General features: G+C 61.3%; 20 protein-coding genes and 1 pseudogene. 11 read left to right on the forward strand and 10 right to left on the reverse strand.

Translation table 11 applies throughout. From position 1 onward, the window contains the following. Positions 1-25: 25 nt before the first annotated feature. Entirely contained in the window at positions 26-1186 is a 1161-nt protein-coding gene (locus AB0O81_RS11020; protein WP_363584191.1) for an aminotransferase class I/II-fold pyridoxal phosphate-dependent enzyme, read from the forward strand. 45 nt (positions 1187-1231) lie between these two features. Here AB0O81_RS11020 and AB0O81_RS11025 read toward each other — a convergent pair. Then, positions 1232-1518 (reverse strand): annotated as a pseudogene (locus AB0O81_RS11025) (SIP domain-containing protein); the annotation flags it as partial. A gap of 184 nt (positions 1519-1702) precedes the next feature. On the opposite strand from AB0O81_RS11025, the gene AB0O81_RS11030 reads away from it, so the two are divergent. After that, positions 1703-3301: an ABC-F family ATP-binding cassette domain-containing protein gene (locus AB0O81_RS11030; RefSeq protein ID WP_363584193.1), complete on the forward strand. Its 1599-nt coding sequence runs from the start codon at positions 1703-1705 to the stop codon at positions 3299-3301. Here AB0O81_RS11030 and AB0O81_RS11035 read toward each other — a convergent pair whose 3' ends face one another. The 3 genes from AB0O81_RS11035 to AB0O81_RS11045 are packed head-to-tail and all read right to left on the reverse strand — an operon-like array spanning position 3302 to position 4796. Next, positions 3302-4180, reverse strand: a complete 879-nt coding sequence (locus AB0O81_RS11035) for an SURF1 family protein (RefSeq protein WP_363584539.1) — start codon at positions 4178-4180, stop codon at positions 3302-3304. Between the two features lie 23 nt (positions 4181-4203). Continuing rightward, positions 4204-4428, reverse strand: coding sequence for a hypothetical protein (locus tag AB0O81_RS11040; protein WP_363584541.1), 225 nt, complete (start codon positions 4426-4428; stop codon positions 4204-4206). Then, positions 4428-4796 (reverse strand): DUF3099 domain-containing protein, encoded by a 369-nt coding sequence (locus AB0O81_RS11045; protein ID WP_363584195.1) that lies wholly within the window; start codon positions 4794-4796, stop codon positions 4428-4430. Before AB0O81_RS11045 ends, AB0O81_RS11040 begins: the two co-directional genes overlap by 1 nt. 87 nt (positions 4797-4883) lie before the next feature. On the opposite strand from AB0O81_RS11045, the gene fabG reads away from it, so the two are divergent. Continuing rightward, positions 4884-5594 (forward strand): 3-oxoacyl-ACP reductase FabG, encoded by a 711-nt coding sequence (fabG, locus tag AB0O81_RS11050; RefSeq protein ID WP_363584197.1) that lies wholly within the window; start codon positions 4884-4886, stop codon positions 5592-5594. On the opposite strand, the gene serB is transcribed toward fabG, so the two are convergent. Together serB and AB0O81_RS11060 are read right to left on the reverse strand one after the other, a co-directional pair. After that, the gene (gene serB, locus AB0O81_RS11055) at positions 5591-6232 is read right to left on the reverse strand and encodes a phosphoserine phosphatase SerB (protein WP_363584199.1); all 642 of its coding nucleotides are present in this window, start codon (positions 6230-6232) and stop codon (positions 5591-5593) included. The two genes, fabG and serB, sit on opposite strands and share 4 nt — an antisense overlap. Before the next feature lie 40 nt (positions 6233-6272). Beyond that, positions 6273-7517, reverse strand: coding sequence for a glucose-1-phosphate adenylyltransferase (locus AB0O81_RS11060; protein ID WP_363584201.1), 1245 nt, complete (start codon positions 7515-7517; stop codon positions 6273-6275). 47 nt (positions 7518-7564) lie between these two features. Between AB0O81_RS11060 and glgA the strand changes: the two genes are divergently transcribed. The 3 genes from glgA (at position 7565) to AB0O81_RS11075 (ending at position 9948) form a co-directional block, all read left to right on the forward strand. Further along, a complete protein-coding gene (glgA, locus tag AB0O81_RS11065; protein ID WP_363584203.1) occupies positions 7565-8779 on the forward strand; it encodes a glycogen synthase in 1215 nt (404 codons plus the stop codon). A 10-nt stretch (positions 8780-8789) separates the two neighbouring features. Then, positions 8790-9575, forward strand: coding sequence for an ABC transporter ATP-binding protein (locus AB0O81_RS11070; protein ID WP_363584205.1), 786 nt, complete (start codon positions 8790-8792; stop codon positions 9573-9575). Between the two features lie 124 nt (positions 9576-9699). Further along, positions 9700-9948 carry a type B 50S ribosomal protein L31 gene (locus AB0O81_RS11075; protein ID WP_363584207.1) on the forward strand — a complete coding sequence of 83 codons (249 nt, stop codon included), beginning with the start codon at positions 9700-9702 and terminating at the stop codon, positions 9946-9948. Between the two features lie 88 nt (positions 9949-10036). Here AB0O81_RS11075 and AB0O81_RS11080 read toward each other — a convergent pair whose 3' ends face one another. Further along, a complete protein-coding gene (locus tag AB0O81_RS11080; RefSeq protein ID WP_363584209.1) occupies positions 10037-10768 on the reverse strand; it encodes a 3'-5' exonuclease in 732 nt (243 codons plus the stop codon). A gap of 75 nt (positions 10769-10843) precedes the next feature. Between AB0O81_RS11080 and AB0O81_RS11085 the strand changes: the two genes are divergently transcribed. Further along, positions 10844-11743, forward strand: a complete 900-nt coding sequence (locus AB0O81_RS11085; protein WP_363584211.1) for an alpha/beta hydrolase — start codon at positions 10844-10846, stop codon at positions 11741-11743. Here AB0O81_RS11085 and AB0O81_RS11090 read toward each other — a convergent pair. Next, positions 11703-12257, reverse strand: a complete 555-nt coding sequence (locus AB0O81_RS11090) for a CGNR zinc finger domain-containing protein (RefSeq protein WP_363584213.1) — start codon at positions 12255-12257, stop codon at positions 11703-11705. The genes AB0O81_RS11085 and AB0O81_RS11090 overlap by 41 nt on opposite strands. A gap of 74 nt (positions 12258-12331) precedes the next feature. On the opposite strand from AB0O81_RS11090, the gene AB0O81_RS11095 reads away from it, so the two are divergent. Further along, a complete protein-coding gene (locus AB0O81_RS11095) occupies positions 12332-13339 on the forward strand; it encodes a DMT family transporter (RefSeq protein ID WP_363584215.1) in 1008 nt (335 codons plus the stop codon). On the opposite strand, the gene AB0O81_RS11100 is transcribed toward AB0O81_RS11095, so the two are convergent. Continuing rightward, entirely contained in the window at positions 13311-13784 is a 474-nt protein-coding gene (locus AB0O81_RS11100; protein ID WP_363584217.1) for an Lrp/AsnC family transcriptional regulator, read from the reverse strand. The two genes, AB0O81_RS11095 and AB0O81_RS11100, sit on opposite strands and share 29 nt — an antisense overlap. Before the next feature lie 165 nt (positions 13785-13949). Between AB0O81_RS11100 and pdhA the strand changes: the two genes are divergently transcribed. Genes pdhA through AB0O81_RS11115 form a run of 3 tightly spaced genes read left to right on the forward strand, consistent with a single transcriptional unit; the run spans position 13950 to position 17481 of the window. Continuing rightward, complete coding sequence (gene pdhA / locus AB0O81_RS11105; RefSeq protein ID WP_363584219.1) at positions 13950-15080, forward strand: pyruvate dehydrogenase (acetyl-transferring) E1 component subunit alpha; 1131 nt, start codon at positions 13950-13952, stop codon at positions 15078-15080. Continuing rightward, entirely contained in the window at positions 15077-16087 is a 1011-nt protein-coding gene (locus AB0O81_RS11110) for an alpha-ketoacid dehydrogenase subunit beta (protein ID WP_363584221.1), read from the forward strand. The genes pdhA and AB0O81_RS11110 overlap by 4 nt, the downstream gene beginning before the upstream one ends. After that, entirely contained in the window at positions 16084-17481 is a 1398-nt protein-coding gene (locus tag AB0O81_RS11115) for a dihydrolipoamide acetyltransferase family protein (RefSeq protein WP_363584223.1), read from the forward strand. Before AB0O81_RS11110 ends, AB0O81_RS11115 begins: the two co-directional genes overlap by 4 nt. Here AB0O81_RS11115 and AB0O81_RS11120 read toward each other — a convergent pair whose 3' ends face one another. Then, positions 17482-18078 (reverse strand): TetR/AcrR family transcriptional regulator, encoded by a 597-nt coding sequence (locus AB0O81_RS11120; RefSeq protein WP_363584225.1) that lies wholly within the window; start codon positions 18076-18078, stop codon positions 17482-17484. Positions 18079-18107 lie beyond the last annotated feature (29 nt).

Raw genomic sequence — 18107 nt, forward strand, 5'->3', positions numbered from 1 at the left:
GGTTGCCGGTCGGTAGGCTCAACGGGTGAGCGTTATTCCCCTTGAAGCACTGCCTATCGATGAGTTGCGTCAGCGCTCCAGTACGAAGTGGCGGCGATATCCGGCAGACGTCTTGCCTCTATTCGTCGCCGAGACTGACTTCGCGTTGGCGCCGGCGATCTCGCGCGCTCTCTTTCGCGCGGTCGAACTCGGCGACACCGGCTACACCCCTCCTGAACCAGGCATTCGGAATGCTTTTGTTGACTTTGCGCAACGTCGATATGGGTGGAGCATCGACCCCGCGGGAGTGCGCTGGACGTGCGACGTCATCATGGGGGTGGTCGAGCTGCTCCGCGTGGTCACACAACCCGGCGACCGCGTGATTGTCACCCCGCCGGTGTACCCGCCGTTCTACGACACGATCGTTGAGGCCGGCGCTGAAGTGGAACGGGTGCCCTTGCTGCACACCGATGCAGGTTGGGAGCTTGATCTTCCGGGTATCGAGACGGCTCTTGCCGCGGGTGCCCGCTGCGTTTTGCTGTGCAACCCACACAACCCGACCGGCACCGCGCACTCTAAAGCCAGCCTCGCGGCTCTCGCCGATCTCGCTGACACTTTTGGCGTCGCGGTGATCAGCGATGAGATTCATGCTCCGCTCGTGCAGCCGTCGGTCACATTTACTCCTTTCCTTGAGGCCTCGGCCGTAGCCGCACGAGTCGGGTACGTCGTCACGAGCGCAAGCAAAGCGTTCAACACCGCCGGTCTCAAGTGCGCACTCATGGTAGCCAGCAACCCGGCGACGATCAGCGTAGTTCAGTCGCTGCCCGACGAAGTCGAGTGGCGTACCGGACTGTTCGGAGCGATCGCAGCGGTCGCGGCGTTTGCGCCAGAAAGCGATGAGTGGCTTGACTCCCTTCTCGCGCGGCTCGATGAGAACGCTCGTCTGCTTGCAGTCCTGCTCGCGGAGCACGTGCCCGAAGCAAAGTATGAGATTCCGGATGCTGGATTCTTGGGCTGGGTCGATCTGACAGCGTTTGGTTGGGGGGCAAACCCCGCCGAGCGGATTCTGCAAGAGGCGAAGGTGGCGCTGAACCCTGGCCCAGACTTTGGCGAACAGGGAACTGGGCACGTGCGCATCAACTTTGGCTGTTCGCCCGACGTGCTTCGCGACGCGGTCGAGCGAATCGGCGTGATCACGCGCTCGTGAGCGGGTCGCGCTCATCCGCAGCGAATTCGACCGTTCCGTCGATTGTCAGACCTCGGCCTTACCCAGTCGCCAGTACCCCATGAAGGCGACTGCTCGGCGGTCGACGCCGCAGTCAGATACTAAGTGGCGGCGCAACGTCTTGATTGCGCTGGCTTCACCGGCAAGCCAGGAGTAGAGGGGGCGCTTTTCAGGGCCGCGCCACCTTTCGCCGTGCGCGGAACCTCCCACAAAATCTCAGTGTCAACGTCTATCTCTTCGACCTCGCCGCCTCGGCCCTCGGGGGCAAGACACACGACGGCGGCCTTCACAGCCTCCAGCAGGTACTCGTGCCGACGCCTTACATTACTTCGTGCGCGTCGCATGTGCGAACTCAATGTCGCATCTCCGTGGTTGATCGGCGGGGTTGCGGGCTTCGTCCGACAGATCCTCAGCCGGCGCACTCTATACTTGGGGGTCGACCCGATCGCTCGATCACTCTGGCCCCCACTCTCATCTCAAAGGAACGGACGTTTCGCTGTGCTCTCCGTGCACGACCTCGAAATCCGCGTAGGCGCGCGCATCCTGATGTCGGACGTTTCGTTCCGTGTCTCGAACGGCGACAAAGTAGGACTCGTTGGTAGAAACGGGGCGGGCAAGACCACACTGACAAAGGTGCTGGCCGGCGACCTGATTCCGGCAGACGGACGCGTCGACACTTCGGGAGAGCTCGGGTACCTGCCTCAGGATCCCCGCACCGGCGACCCAGAAATGCTCGCGCGCACGAGAATCCTTGACGCGCGCGGTCTCGGCACGCTTTCCCTCGGTATGCACGAAGCGTCTTTGGCGATGGGAGATGCTGACCCTGAGGTTGCCGCACGCGCAATGCGTAAGTACAGCAACCTCACCGAACGCTTTGAAGCACAGGGTGGCTATGCCGCCGAAGCCGAAGCCGCATCGATCGCGCACAATCTCTCACTGCCCGATCGCATTCTCGACCAGCAGTTGAAAACGCTTTCGGGTGGTCAGCGTCGCCGCATCGAGCTCGCGCGCATCCTCTTTTCAGATGCGGATTCGATGATCCTGGATGAGCCCACAAACCACCTGGACGCCGACAGCGTCGTGTGGTTGCGCGAGTTCTTGAAGGGCTACAAAGGTGGACTGATCGTGATCAGTCACGATGTCGAGCTCGTCGGTGAGACGGTCAACCGTGTCTTCTATCTTGACGCCAATCGCCAGGTCATCGATGTCTACAACATGAACTGGAAGAACTACTTGCGCCAGCGCGTGGCTGACGAAGAACGCCGCAAGAAAGAGCGTGTCAACGTCGAGAAGAAGGCCACCCAGTTGCAGATGCAGGCTGCACGTTTCGGTGCAAAGGCATCGAAGGCAGCCTCCGCGCATCAGATGGTCGCTCGTGCAGAGAAGATGCTTTCGGGGCTTGACGATGTTCGTCAAGAAGAGCGCGTCGCCAAGCTTCGCTTTCCGAAGCCCGCAGCCTGTGGCAAGACGCCGCTGATGGCTACGGGGCTGTCGAAGTCCTATGGCTCGCTTGAGATCTTTACTGACGTCGATCTCGCGATCGACCGTGGCTCCAAGGTCGTCATTTTGGGGCTCAACGGTGCAGGAAAGACCACCCTGTTGCGAATTCTCGCTGGCGTCGATCAGCCCGATACCGGTCAGCTCGAGCCTGGACACGGTTTGAAGATCGGCTACTACGCGCAGGAGCACGAGAACCTCGACGTCAATCGCTCGGTGCTTGAAAACATGATGTCTGCCGCTCCTGACATCAACGCCACTGAAGCGCGTAAGGTACTCGGCTCATTCCTCTTCACGGGTGACGATGTGCTCAAGCCAGCTGGCGTGCTCTCTGGCGGTGAGAAGACGCGACTGTCGTTGGCCACGCTCGTCGTTTCCAGCGCAAACATGTTGCTCCTCGACGAGCCAACGAACAACCTTGACCCGGCTTCGCGTGAAGAGATCCTCGGGGCCCTCGCGCACTACGAGGGCGCTGTCGTACTCGTCTCGCACGATGAAGGTGCGGTTTCTGCGCTCAACCCCGAGCGGGTGCTGATCCTGCCCGACGGTGTCGAAGACCTCTGGGGTCGCGACTACATCGACCTGATCACGCTTGCGTAGTCAGGGGCGGTAGCCGATCGCGTCAATCAGGGCATCTTCGTCGTCTGAGTCGCGATCGCGCCGGCGGGGTGCTGGTGGTCGCGCAGCGGCGGGTTTCGGCGTCTCGCCCGAGCTGGCTGCCTCATCTTCTTCATCTTCGCGCCGGTGCTGACGCTCGGTGCGAATGACGTAGCCGATGAAAACGAACCCCATGACCGCGAACAGGATCCACTGAATCGCGTACGACAAGTGCGGGCCAGGGTCTTCTGAAGGCTTGTCCAGCGCTGCAGGCGTCGTTGCCATGGCCGGGTCTTCAGACACCATCAAGCCATACACGCTGAGGTCCATCCTGGCTCCTGCGTCAGCGTTGATGGTGGCAGCGACGAGGGGCACGTTGATGGTGGGCACTTGCCCCTCAGGCGCGGAGCGCCCAGAAGAGGGGAGTGCTTCGCTGGGGCGCAACCGCACAACCACCGTGACCTCGCCAGTGGGTGCAGCGGGCACGACGTCTGGATCAGGTTGGTCTACACCGGGCGCAACCCAGCCACGATCGATGAGAACTACTCGGCCATCGTTCGTTTCGAACGGAACGAGCACTTCGAAAGCTGCGGTTCCGCCGTGCGGGCGGTTGCGCACGAGCAGTTCTTCGTCAGACAAATACTGTCCGACGAGCTCGACCGGCCGCCACTCGTCTTCGGTGAGCAAATCGCTGCCCACCGGCACCAAATCGCCCAGCGCGACCGGTGTGGCGTCGTAGTTCTGCTCGACGAGGGCGAGCTGTTCAGCTCTACTCTCGTTACGCGTGAACTGCCAGTACGACAAGAATCCGCACGCGATCGCAAAGACGATTGCGATCGCGACATAGATCGTCCATCGGCCCGCGCGCGGCAGGTTTTGCATGCTCACGCCGTTGCGCGACCGGCTCACGTCGCCGTCTCCGTGGTCGAAGGATCCAGTGGCCCCACTGAGACAGGAAAATCTCGGGCGGCAAGGTAATCGCGCAAAAAGCCTCGATGCTCGTCGCAGGCAACCCAGGTCTTCACACGGTCAGTGGCGTGAATACGAGGATTCCGCCACTCCACGCGCCAGCTTGCCTCGGCTCGGCAGCCAGCCCGCGAGCAGACTGCACGCTCAGCATCCCTCTCAATCACGAACTATCGCTCCCAGACTCTGGCTGACCGTGGGGCTTACCCTCTTCAATTCGAATCACTGTGGAATCGGTGGGCACCGGCTTCGGCGTAGCAGCAGCGGCGGGAAGTGCACGCTCGGGATTCTGTGCGCCGTTACCCAGATCTTCAGAGTTGTTCGCATTCACCACGGCAATGTAGGGCAACACAATCGCCGCTATGCCAAATAGCCAGGTTTGCCAGCCATACGGAGTGATGAGAACCATCAAAAGGAAACACACCATGCGGATCGCCATCATGATCAAGTACCGACGCGAACGCGCGCTTGCATCGTCGCGTGGCGCGCGCGGCAGCGATGTCGCAGATTGTGGCTGGTCTGGTCTCTTCACGGTGTATCCAGCCTACGCCGCGAATGGCACGACTGGCGGTCGCAGGTAGGCTGGGGCAGTTCCGTTCGCAACCCTGGGAGTGCCACCATGTCCGCTGATCGCGTCGTTCTCGTTACCGGTGGAAACCGCGGAATTGGCAAAGCCATTGCCGAGCGGTTTGTCGCAGCAGGGTACAAGGTAGCTGTCACGGCTCGTTCGGGCGAAGGTCCTGAAGGAACTCTCACGGTGCGCGCGGATGTGACGGATGCTGCCGCAGTCGACGCGGCGTTCACTGAGGTCGAATCCACGCTCGGACCTGTCGAGATCGTCGTTGCCAATGCAGGAGTCACCAAAGACATGCTGCTTCTGCGCATGAACGAGGATGACTTTGACAGCGTCGTCGCCACGAACCTCGGCGGCACGTTTCGGGTCGTCAAGCGCGCATCGAAGGGAATGCTACGGGCTCGCTGGGGCCGCGTAATTCTCATCTCGAGTGTCGTCGGTCTCTACGGCTCGGCCGGCCAAATCAACTACTCCGCTTCTAAGAGCGCCCTTGTCGGTTTTGCGAGATCGCTTACTCGCGAACTTGGCGGCAGAGGGATCACCGCGAACGTCATCGCCCCAGGTTTCATCGAAACGGATATGACGGCCGCGCTGCCGGAAGAGACCCAAGAGCAATACAAGAAGACGATTCCGGCTGGTCGTTTCGCGACGCCCGATGAGGTTGCTGGCGCTGTGGTGTGGATGGCCTCAGACGATGCTGCCTACATCTCGGGCGCTGTTATTCCGGTCGACGGCGGACTGGGCATGGGCCACTAGGGCAGCAGCGCGATAACCTCGCTCAGATCGACTGCACCGACGACGAGATCCGCCTTCGCTCGCACCGCGGGCTTGGCGTTGAACGCAATTCCTAGTCCGGCGGCCTGCATCATGACCAGGTCGTTGGCGCCATCGCCGATGGCGAAGGTGAGTTGGCGTGACACCCCTGCACGCGTGGCCCATTCGATAAGGGTGTCGGCTTTGGCCTGCGCATCGACGATCGCGCCGTCGATGGCGCCCGTCAACGCGCCATCGGCGACGGCCAGGCGATTCGCTCGCCACATGTCGATGCCGAGAGCCGGCGCGACGGTGTCGAGAATCTCGTGAAAACCGCCTGAAACGACGCCCACGAGGCCGCCGCGTGTATGCACGGCGCTGACGAGTTCCTCGACCCCAGGCGTCGGCTCGATGCGCGAGAGCACACGTTCGAACGATGACACCTGAACGCCGGTCAGCGCATCCACGCGCGATCGAAGGCTCGCGGCGAAGTCGACTTCACCGCGCATCGCCGCCTCGGTTGCGGCAGCGACCTCGGGTCCGCGTCCTGCTTCGTCAGCGATCAGCTCGATGACTTCGTTGCGAATGAGGGTTGAATCTGCGTCGAGCACGACGAGAAAGCGTGCGGCAAGAGCGGGCATCCTTCCACGCTAGTGTGAGCCGCGCGCTCGTGCGCACACATCATCGCTCGACGTGGATGCCTTTGCCTACGACGGTGATGCCTGACTCAGTGATTGTGAAGCCCCGCTCAAGGTCACGGGTGCGGTCCACCCCGACAGTCGCCCCGTCAGCGAGCACGACATTCTTGTCGAGAATCGCGCGGTGTATTCGTGCGCCAGCGCCGACGCGCACCGAATCGAACAGCACGGACTGGGTGATCGTCGACCCGCCGGCCGCGAGAGTCCAAGGGCCGACGACGCTGAGCTCCAGGTGAGCACCCGAGAGCACCGACCCTAGCGACACGATCGAGTCAATCGCGTTGCCAATGCGATGCACGTCGTCGCGCACAAACTTCGCGGGCGGGGAGTTCACCGCTTGAGAATGGATGGGCCACAGCATGTTGTAGAGGTTGAATATCGGCAAGGTCGAGATGAGATCGCGATGCGCGTCGTAGAAAGAGTCGATCGTTCCGACATCTCTCCAGTAGTAGCGGTCGCGGTCGGTGGATCCCGGAACGTCGTTGCGGTTCATGTCGTAAACACCCGCTTCGCCGCGCTCGACGAAGTACGGCATGATGTCACCGCCCATGTCGTGATTAGACGTGGGAAGCTCCCCATCTGCCTCAACCGCTTCGATGAGGGCATCGGTGTCGAAGATGTAGTTGCCCATCGACGCGAGCACTTCATGCGGCGAATCGACCAGTCCTTCAGGGTTTTCTGGCTTCTCCAAGAACTGCTTGATTCGAGTGGGGTCCGTCTTGTCGACGTCGATGACGCCGAACTGATTTGCGAGTCCGATCGGTTGACGAATCCCCGCGACCGTTGCGCGCGCACCCGACTCAATGTGCGCCGCGAGCATCTGCTGGAAGTCCATGCGGTACACGTGGTCTGCACCGACCACGATCACGATGTCGGGCTTCTCATCGTTGATGAGATTCAAGCTCTGCAGGATCGCATCGGCTGACCCCGTGAACCAGCGCTTACCGAGGCGCTGTTGCGCGGGAACAGATGCCACGTACGAATCGAGCAAGGCCGACATTCGCCAGGTTTGAGAGATATGGCGGTCGAGACTGTGCGACTTGTACTGCGTCAAAACGACGATCTGTTGCAAGCCCGAGTTGATCAGATTCGAAATTGCGAAGTCGATCAACCGGTACTGTCCGCCAAATGGAACAGCGGGCTTTGCACGGTCTGCCGTCAGTGGCATGAGGCGTTTGCCCTCGCCGCCAGCGAGGATGATTCCGAAGACCTTCGGTGCAGGTTGCATGCCACAACCATAGAACCTGTTGCACCCGGTGTACTAGCGTTCGTGACATGCGCGTCGACATAATCACCAAGGAATATCCGCCCGAGATCTATGGAGGGGCGGGGGTGCACGTTGCGGAGCTGGTGCGTGCGCTGCGAGACGGCTCTGGGAAATCGGAGCACAACCTCGATGTGCGGGTGCACGCCTTCGGTGCCCAACGCGACGAAAGTGGCACCGAATCCTATTCAGTGCCCGCTGGCCTGAGCAGTGCGAATGCGGCTGTGCAAACCCTGGGAATCGATCTGGAGATCGTGGGTGGGGTTGCTGGCGCCGACGTGGTGCACAGTCACACTTGGTACGCGAACTTCGCAGGACACGTGGCATCGATGCTTCATGGCATTCCTCACATTGTCAGCGCGCACTCGCTCGAGCCACTTCGGCCGTGGAAAGCTGAGCAGCTGGGCGGCGGATACGCCGTGTCGAGTTGGATCGAGAAGACCGCCTACGAGAGCGCCGCGGCCGTCATCGCTGTGAGCGATGGAATGCGCAACGACATCTTGCGCAGCTATCCCGATCTCGACCCCGCCCGTGTGCGCGTCATCTATAACGGAATTGATGTTGAGGCGTGGCATCCGACCGAGAATGCTGATTTCTTGGCCAGTGAGGGCATCGATCCGACAAAACCCTCCGTGGTGTTCGTTGGGCGCATCACACGACAGAAGGGGCTTCCCTACCTGCTGCGTGCGGCCGAGTTGCTCCCCCCGGACGTCCAGTTGGTTTTGTGTGCTGGTGCGCCCGACACCCCTCAGATCATGGCCGAGGTTGAAGAGCTCGTGCGCGGCCTGCAAGCCAGCCGAGACGGTGTCATCTGGATCGATCGGCTTTTGCCACGCCATGAGCTCAGCGCGATTCTCACGGCTGCCACGACGTTCGTATGCCCTTCAGTGTACGAACCGCTAGGGATCGTGAATCTCGAGGCCATGGCTTGCGGAGCGGCTGTGGTTGGCACCGCGACCGGAGGAATCCCCGAAGTGGTTGTCGACGGTGTGACAGGTCGCCTCGTGCCGATCGAACAAATGCAGGACGGCACGGGAACACCGATCGACCCGGACGGCTTCGTCGCAGACCTCGCTCGCGTGCTTACTGAAGTGGTCAGCGATGTGCAGAAGGCCACTGAGTACGGTGTTGCAGGACGAGTGCGTGCCACAGAGAGCTTCAGTTGGGCGAAGATTGCCGAACAGACGTCGGCGCTTTACGCAGAGGTCAGCGCAAGCGGCCGATAAGCTGGGTCACATGCCGCAGGTCCTTCAGTTTTCTGACGTCGTCGTTCGCCGAAATACCCGGGAGATCATCGACCACCTCGATTGGTCGATCAATGATGATGAACGTTGGGTGATTCTCGGCCCAAACGGCGCCGGCAAGACCACCGCGCTGCAACTTGCTGACACGATGCTGCATCCGACTTCGGGCACCGTGACCATTCTGGGAGAACAGCTCGGACGCACCGACGTGTTCGAATTGCGGCCCAGAATCGGGTTTGCCTCCAGCGCGATGGCTCGCAGGATTCCGGTAGACGAAACTGTGCTGAACGTGGTGCTGACTGCGGCGTACTCGGTGCTCGGCCGTTGGCGCGAAGATTACGAAGACATCGACGAACGGCGTGCGCTTCGCGTTCTTGCCGAGTGGAAGCTCGACCACCTCGCTGATCGGCATTTCGGAACGCTGAGTGATGGCGAGCAGAAGCGAGTACAGATCGCCAGAGCGATCATGACCGACCCAGAACTGCTGCTCCTCGATGAGCCCTCGGCGAGCCTCGACCTGGGCGCGCGCGAAGAGCTTCTCGGGTTGCTGAGCGGCTACGCGACCGCACCGACTACACCGGCCATGGTGATGGTCACCCACCACGTTGAAGAGATTCCGGTCGGTTTCACTCATGTGCTGTTGCTTCGCGATGGCAAGGCCGTCGCGGCAGGACCGCTGGCGCAGAACCTCACTGCGGCTTCGCTGAGCGAGACTTTCGGCGTCGAGATTCTGCTCACCGAAGCAGACGGGCGCTATGCGGCGCGCGCCGCTCTGTAGGCGTATGTACCCTCGGGTTCCCTGAAGGGCGCCGAGCCTGGTAGGATCGTTCTTTGGTGCGCTCGCACCCCAGACTTTGACCGCACTGGCAAAATCCAGAGCACCCCCTCTCAAAGGACTTCTCATGCAGACTGACATCCACCCCGTTTACCAGGACATCGTTTTTCGCGACCTCGGTACCGGCGATACGTTCCTCACCCGCTCCACGGTGACCAGCGAAAAGACCATCGACCTCGACGGCGTCGAGTACCCGGTCATCGACGTTGAAATCTCGTCGGCTTCGCACCCGTTCTACACGGGCAAGCAGCGCATCATGGACTCGGCCGGTCGCGTCGAGAAGTTCAACCAGCGCTTCAAGAACTTCGGCAAGTAATCGTGCCACACGAAAGAGGCCCCGCTTTGTGCGGGGCCTTTTTCGTGTGCACGACACGACGGATGCAGCGCGGGGCGACGACCGTGCGCTAGCGAATCGGCCAAGCGCCGTCGACAGAATCGTCAGGCTCGATACGACCGATTTTGATGAAGTACTCGGTCAAGCTCAGTGCTTGAGAGCGTGCCCAGCCGACCTGCTGAGTGTGCAGTTCGTCGAGGGTGCCCGGCAGTTGCGTCGCGAAACGTTCGGCTATCGCCTGAGCGACGCGACCCGCTGCGATAGCATCTGCGGACGCGTTGTGAGCGCCGTCTAAGCGAACGGCGTAGTGCTGTGCAACGACTTCTAGGGTGCGTTTGCCGCGACGGTATCGATCGAAGGCCTTGTCTACGACCAATGGGTCGATAACGGGGGAGGGATCAGTGATCGGCGCGATGCCGTGGCGAAGCGCTTCGAATTTCAAGAGCGAGAAATCGTAGGGAGCGTTGTAGGCGACGACGGGAATGCCGGCGTCAAGCAGGGCGCGCAGTTCTTGGACGACCTCGGCGACGACCTCGGGGGCGGGGCGGCCCTCATTGCGCGCGTGCCGGGTGCTGATCCCATGAATAGCGGTTGCCCCTTCAGGAATCTTGATACCGGGATCTGCCAGCCAATCGCGGGCGCGCACGACTGCGCCGGTCGCGTCGAGCAGTCCGACATGGGCGGTGACGATGCGATCAGCCGAAACATCGATGCCGGTTGTTTCAAGATCGAAGACGCCGACGACGTGTGCCCACTCAGGAATGTCGAAAAGCGGAAGCTGCTCGGGCTGACACGACTGCATGCCCTTACGATATGGGCGACCTCCGACAGCGATAGTCAGGCGCACCGCGACGACAAACACTCGTAGACTCAGACGGTGACCTCAGCAAACCCGTATTTGACTCGACTGAGCGAAATCCCGGTAAGTCGACACGAGGTGTCAGTTCTCGGCGGTCGCACGGCCTACTGGGTGTACGGCCCAGATGAGGCTGAGACCACCATGATCGTGGTGCACGGCTTCCGCGGGGAGCATCATGGACTGGAACCCGTGATCGCGCACCTACCGGGAATGCGTGTCATCTCGCCCGATCTGCCTGGATTCGGCGAAACGGCGCCGCTGGTGGGTCGCACCCACGATCTGGATGCCTATTCTGCATGGCTCACCGATTTCACCGCATCGGTGGCTCCGGGCGCCGTGATTCTCGGCCACTCCTTCGGCTCGATCGTCGCGGCCGACGCGGTGGCGAAGGGGCTGGATACTCCTCGTCTGGTGCTGGTGAATCCCATCGGGGCGCCGGCGCTCGAAGGCCCTCGCGGAATCCTGACTCGGCTGGCTGTCTTTTACTACTGGGCGGGCGCAAAGCTGCCGCGTCCTGTCGGTGATGCCCTGCTGCGCAATGGCATTGTCGTGCGGGTGATGAGCGTATCGATGGCGAAGACTCGTGACAAAGAACTGCGACGATTCATTCACGACCAGCACGACACATACTTCTCGCGGTTCGGGGATCGTGATGTTCTGCATCAAGCTTTTGTCACGTCGGTGTCTAATGATGTGCGAGCGAGCGCACCCGCGATTGTTCAGCCCACGCTGCTCGTGGCAGCCGTGCGCGACGACATCACCCCCATCGAAGCGGAGCGGCATCTCGCCACGCTCTTCGCTGACAGCGAGCTCGTCGAAATCGAAGACGTGGGGCACCTCATTCACTACGAGACACCCGCCGCTGCGGCTGATGCGATTACGCGCTTTCTTGAGCCTTCCGTGCCCGATACGCGATAACGTTCATGCGGTTGCCGCAGTTACCGGTATCGCAGTAGCGCTTCGATTGATTCTTCGAGTAGTCGATGTAGACAGCGTCGCAGTCATCGGCTTCGCATACCCGCACGCGCGAGTATTCGTCTGAGCGTATGACGTCGACGAACGCCATCGCCGACTCCACGAGCATCCTCATCGCGAGAGGGGCGCTGTCAGATGTCGCGTGAATGTGCCAGTCGTACCCCTCGTGCCTCACCAGGCGAGGCAAAGCGTCTCCGTCGGCGAGCATCTGATTGATCAGTTCCACCCCGCCATCGCGGTCGGTGTTCCAAAGTGCGCGCAGGCGCGAGCGCACATCACGAATGCTATCCACGGTCTTGCGGGTGTACTCAATGTGTCCCGTGTAGGGGTGCCGCTTGAGGAACAATTCAAGGTCGTTCGTCGTCGTGAACGTGTCGTCGCTGTCGTATCCGGGCAGCGTGTTGGCAAGGTCGACGGCCATCATCAGCGTGCGTTTCGTGTCATGAATAAATACCATCTTGACTCCTGACATTGTCGAGCAGTACTGTCACCACTGTACCCACATTTCACTCCTGACCTACGGATGTCGCCATGACCGCTCCAACAGCGCCAACTCCTGCAATCGCATCGACCATTGACACCGGCAACCACCGTGCACTTGGCCTCGGGATGGCGGTGATCTCGGCCCTCGCGTTCTCTGCCAGTGGGCCGGTGATGAAGCCACTGTTCGAAGCGGGTTGGTCACTGGGCGCCGGGCTCTCGGTGCGTATGGGGCTCGCAGGGCTGATCCTGGCGCCTGCGCTCATCGTTGCAATCACACGACAGCGTCACTTTCTGCGACGCCACGGATTCCTAATTGTCGCGTTCGGCCTCACCGCGGTAACGGGCTGCCAATTGCTGTTCTTTGCCGCAATGCAACGGATGCCGGTGGCCGTTGCGCTGCTGATTCAATATCTCGCGCCCGTGATCTTGGTGGGCTTCGTCTGGTGGAGCACGCGTCGCGCGCCCTCCCGATTGGTGCTGGTGGGCTCGGGAGTCGCGCTGGTCGGACTGGTGCTTGTCGTCAACATTGCTGGTGCGCAGTTCGATCCGTTGGGCACGTTGATGGCTCTGGGCGCTGCGGTGTGCATGTGTGCCTACTTCGTAATTTCAGAGAAAGCTGGCCCCGATCTGCCTCCGCTCGCCCTTGCCTCGGGTGGGCTTCTCTTCGGTGCAGTAGCGATGCTGGTTCTCGGCGTCAGCGGAGTGCTGCCATTTCATGCTCCCGCAGTATCGGTGGAGCTTGCGGGCGTGACAGTCGCGTGGTTCGTGCCGCTCGTCATCGTTGCATGCATCTCGACGACTCTGGGTTACGCGCTTGGTGTCGGTGCGGTGCCGCACATTGGGTCGCGCGTTGCGTCGTTCGTGGGGCTCTCAGAGGTGCTGTTTGCGCTGGGCTTCGCGTGGTTGCTGTTGGGTGAGGCTCCGGCGCCAGTGCAGTTCGTGGGTGGGGGACTGATACTTCTGGGCGTGGTGTTGGTAAGGCTGGATGCTGACGCCACCCGGTCGGCAGGCGTGCGGCCAGAAAGTCCTACGCTTCCTGCTGTGCCAGCTCCATAAGCGGCGCGACCCGATACGGGATTACTTCACCCATCACGAGTGAGGTTTCGGTGCGCTCAACGCTCTCAATCGCGAGGATCCGCGCGTCGGTGTCGAACAGGTGCTGGGTGTCTCGACATGCGACACGAGCAAGCAGGTCAACCGGCCCAGATAATCCATGCACCTGCACGATCTCGGGAATGCGCTCAAGCTCCGCGGCAATGTGGGGAAGAGCGGCTTGACGAACTGTCACGCTGACGAAGGCATCGATAGGAAATCCCAAGGTCAGCGTTGATATCGAGCGTTCATATGAGAGCAGAGCGCCCGACTGCTCCAGGCGCGCCATGCGCGCCTGTACTGTATTGCGCGAAAGCCCAAGTCGGTCTGACAGCGCAACGACTGTCGCGCGCGGGTCGGCCGACAGCGCCTTCAGCAGTTCCAGGTCTACACGATCGAGATTTCCCATAGTGCGCAAGATTAGCACGCTCGCATCGGGTCTGATTGGCAACATGCTCAATGTGGGGTCCGTTGCTTGAGCGAGGTGCGTCATCGACGTAGGGTCGAGGTATCGGCAAAGCCGCCGATGCGCCTACGACACGGTGGCCTCACGAGGGCGACTGTAAGAGGAGGGATGACGATGACGTACACCCAGACGACAGAACCAGACACTGCAGACGACACAGAGCACGTTCTGCGCCTGCTCGCTCACGATGGTTCACGAGTGAGTGATCCCATTCTCGAGCCCTGGGCGGCGACGCTATCGGCCGATGTGCTGCGCGGGATGTATCGCGACATGATGCTCACCCGCCGAATCGATAGCGAAGGTGTCGCGCTGCAGCGGCAGGGGCAACTAGGACTTTGGGCACCGTGCCAGGGGCAAGAAGCAGTTCAGATCGGCACCGCGCACGCGATGAATGCCGACGACTTCGCCTTTGGTAGCTACCGCGAACTCGGAGTCATCGTTTCACGCGGTGCACGAGCGGCCGACTTCGTGCTGTCGTGGCGTGGTGAGGAACACTCGACCTACAACCCGTACGACCTCAACGTTGCGACACCCCAGATCATTATCGGCGCTCAGACGCTTCACGCGGTGGGCTACGCCATGGGTATTCAGCGTGACGGCACTGATCAAGCAGCGGTCGCGTACTTCGGTGACGGGGCAACGAGCCAGGGCGACGCCAACGAGGCATTGGTGTTTGCGGCATCGTTCGAAGCACCCGTGGTTTTCGTGTGCAGCAACAACCAGTGGGCAATTTCTGAACCCGTCTCATTGCAGTCGAAGTTCCCGCTGGCGGGGCGAGCCCCCGGCTTCGGCATTCCCAGCATGCGGATTGACGGCAACGACGTGCTGGCTTGCTTCGCTGCCATGAAATGGGCTCTTGAGCGAGCGCGTTCGGGAGCTGGTCCCTCGTACATTGAGGCCGTCACGTATCGCATGGGACCCCATACCACCTCCGATGACCCCACCCGATATCGCACACGCGATGACGTGGACCTCTGGCGCAGCAGAGATCCGCTGACGCGCTTCGAGAAGCTGCTGCGCGCCGAGGGTGTGATCGACGATGACTTTGTCTCGAATGTGAACGATCAAGCCGATTCTCTTGCTCGAGAAGTGCGAGAGGCGGCGCTTGGCGCGTCGCGCAGAGCGCCGATCGGCATATTCGATCATGTGTACGAAGAGCCCCACAGCGGACTGGACGAACAACGTGCCTGGTTTGCGTCGTACCTTGACGGCTTTGACGAGCAGGAGCAGCAGCGATGAGCACTCTCACCATGGCAAAAGCCATCAACGAAGGACTGCGACGCTCGCTGGCAGATGATCCGAAAGTAGTGCTGATGGGTGAAGACATCGGCAGGTTGGGCGGAGTCTTTCGTGTAACAGACTCCCTTCAGACCGAGTTCGGGCCGCAACGCGTTGTCGATACACCGCTCGCCGAGTCGGCAATCATGGGCACTGCGGTGGGACTCGCGTTCCGTGGCTATCGGCCAGTTGTGGAGATCCAGTTTGACGGTTTCGTTTATCCTGCCTTCGACCAGATCGTATGTCAGGTGGCAAAGCAGCACTACCGCACTCGCGGCAATGTGAAGATGCCGATCACCATTCGCATCCCGTGGGCAGGAGGCGTCGGCGCCGCGGAGTTTCACTCGGAGTCTCCTGAGGCGTACTTCGTGCACACCTCAGGCCTTCGAGTTGTTGCTGTGTCAAATCCCCAAGACGCCTATACGTGCTTGCGGCAGGCGATCGCCTGCGACGACCCGGTGGTGTTTTTCGAGCCAAAGCGGCTCTATCACTCCAAGGGTGAGGTTGACCTCGAAGGTCAACTCGATGATGCGGCGCCTATGGGACTCGCAAGGGTGGCAAGGATGGGAAGCGACGTCACCGTAGTCACATATGGCGCTCAAGTTGAGACAGTTCTGGATGCGGCGATCGCGGCCGAAGACGACGGTGTGTCCATCGAGGTCATTGATCTGCGTTCGCTGTCGCCCGTCGACTATCGCACCGTCACCGCATCGGTGCGCAAGACGGGCCGCGTCGTGGTGACGCATGAGGCAGCCCGCGAGGCTGGTGTCGGCGCTGAGATCGTTGCAAGCATCACGGAGCGTTGCTTCAACTACCTTGAGTCTTCGCCGGTTCGAGTGACAGGTCATGACATTCCGTACCCCCCGGCCAAGCTGGAACGACTGCACGTTCCTGACATCGATCGCATTCTTGACGGGGTCGATCGCGCACTTGATCGCCCCAATAGCCTGACGGGAGTGGAACTGTGACTGAAGTATTCCGATTGCCCGACTTGGGCGAAGGTCTTCCTGAAGCGGAGCTTGTGCAGTGGCTTGTGGCTGAAGGTGACGAGATCGTCCTCAATCAGACGCTCGCCGAAGTTGAGACTGCGAAAGCGATCGTCGAGTTGCCCTCGCCCTTTGCCGGCCGAGTCGGTGCACTTCACGCGGCCGCTGGTGAGGTGATCGCGGTCGGCAGTCCTGTCATCTCGATTGAGACGGATGCAGGGCCGGGTAGAGAGCGCGATGCGGGAGGCGAATCTGAGGCCGCTGTGTCTGAGAGTGCAGAGTCTGACAGGCATCGTGAGTCGGTAGATGAGGCTGCCCTACCGAATCTCGTCGGCTATGGCGCTGCGGCCAGGAGTGCAGAGCGCCCCCGGCGGCGCGCGCGGCGCACGGTATCGAGTGGGGTAACTGCTGCAGACACTGCCGTGCTCGAAGCAGCGCCACACGATGCTATTCATACTCCCGCAGTAACGGCTCCGGCTCATGAGCGGCCGCGATCAACCCCTCCGGTGCGGGCATTGGCGCGACGATTGGGTGTTGACCTGGCATTGGTGGATGCCGCAGGCGCAGCTGAGATCATCAGTCGCGAGGACGTCGAGGCGTATGCCGCACGAATGGGGGTGACCGCCGATGCTGCGCATGAGGCGATTGATGCGCCTAAAACTTCGGTAGCGACGGAACGCACCACTCGCTCGCCGATTCGCGGGGTGCGCAAGCACACCGCGGCCGCGATGGTGTCGAGTGCGTTCACTGCCCCACATGTGACGACGTTCCTCACTGTCGATGTCACCGCTACGAGCGAGATGCTCTCGTCGTTCAAGAACGACAGATCGCTCGCCGATCACCGCATTGGAATTCTCGCGGTCGCTGCTAAGGCGGTGTGTCTCGCCCTCGGTCAGCATCCGTCTCTGAATTCGAAATGGGATGATGCGGCCAACGAGATCGTTGAGTTTCAGTATGTGAATCTTGGGATCGCCGCCGCTACGGGGCGCGGACTTGTCGTGCCAAACATTCGCGACGCTGATCGGCTCACACTTGCGGAGCTGGCTGATGCGATTGCGGGTCTGGCCGACGTTGCCCGGTCGGGCAAGACCGCTCCGGTCGACATGACGGGAGGCACATTCTCGATCACAAACGTCGGAGTGTTCGGCGTTGATGCGGGCACTCCGATCCTCAATCCGGGGGAAGCGGGAATTCTCGCCCTTGGCGCAGTGCGGAGCCAGCCGTGGGAGCACCACGGTGAGATGGCATTGCGCGACGTTATGACCCTGTCGTTGAGCTTTGACCACCGACTCGTAGACGGTGAGCAGGGAGCGAAGTTTCTGCGGGACGTCGGGCGTGTGCTTGAGATGCCAGGTCGCGCGATGCTTCTTCGCTGATCACACCGCGAGTGCGGCGTACGCCATCGATTCGAGCGTGCGTCGCACATCGTCGGGGTGGGGTTCAGCTCGCGCACCGCGCAGTGCGTGTGGTGTGGAGTTGATGAGCCCGAAACAGGCGTGAGCGCGCACGCGCAGATCGTCACCGTGACGCTGAGGGTGCAGCGTCGAGAGAATCTCAACCCAGGCCTGCACGTATTCGCGTTGCAGTCGACGCACGGTGCGTTGGTCGGCGTCGGTGAGGCTGGCAAGATCGCGATCGTGAACGCGAATGACGTCGGCATCGCTGAGAGCGAAGTCGACGTGGAAAGCGATGAGCGAGCGAAGCTGCGTTTCGGGTGTGGTCTCGTCTTGCGATACGGCGAGGCCGCCGGCGAGGAGGCGTTCGCTGACACCAATAAGAATCGCTCCTAGAAGGGCCTGCTTGTTCGCGAAGTGCCGATAAAGCGCGGGGCCGCTGATGCCGACGGCGCCGCCGAGGTCTTCGAGACTGACTCCGCCGAAACCACGTTCTGCGAAGAGCCGAGCGGCTTCGCGAAGGATGGCCGAGTATCGATCAGCTTTGGCTCGATCGCGATCGGTGGCGCCACTTGTCATCTCAGTTAATCCTCGCTAACCTGGAGTCC

The sequence above is a fragment of the Microbacterium sp. NPDC076911 genome (assembly GCF_040687125.1).
Lineage (GTDB): Bacteria > Actinomycetota > Actinomycetes > Actinomycetales > Microbacteriaceae > Microbacterium.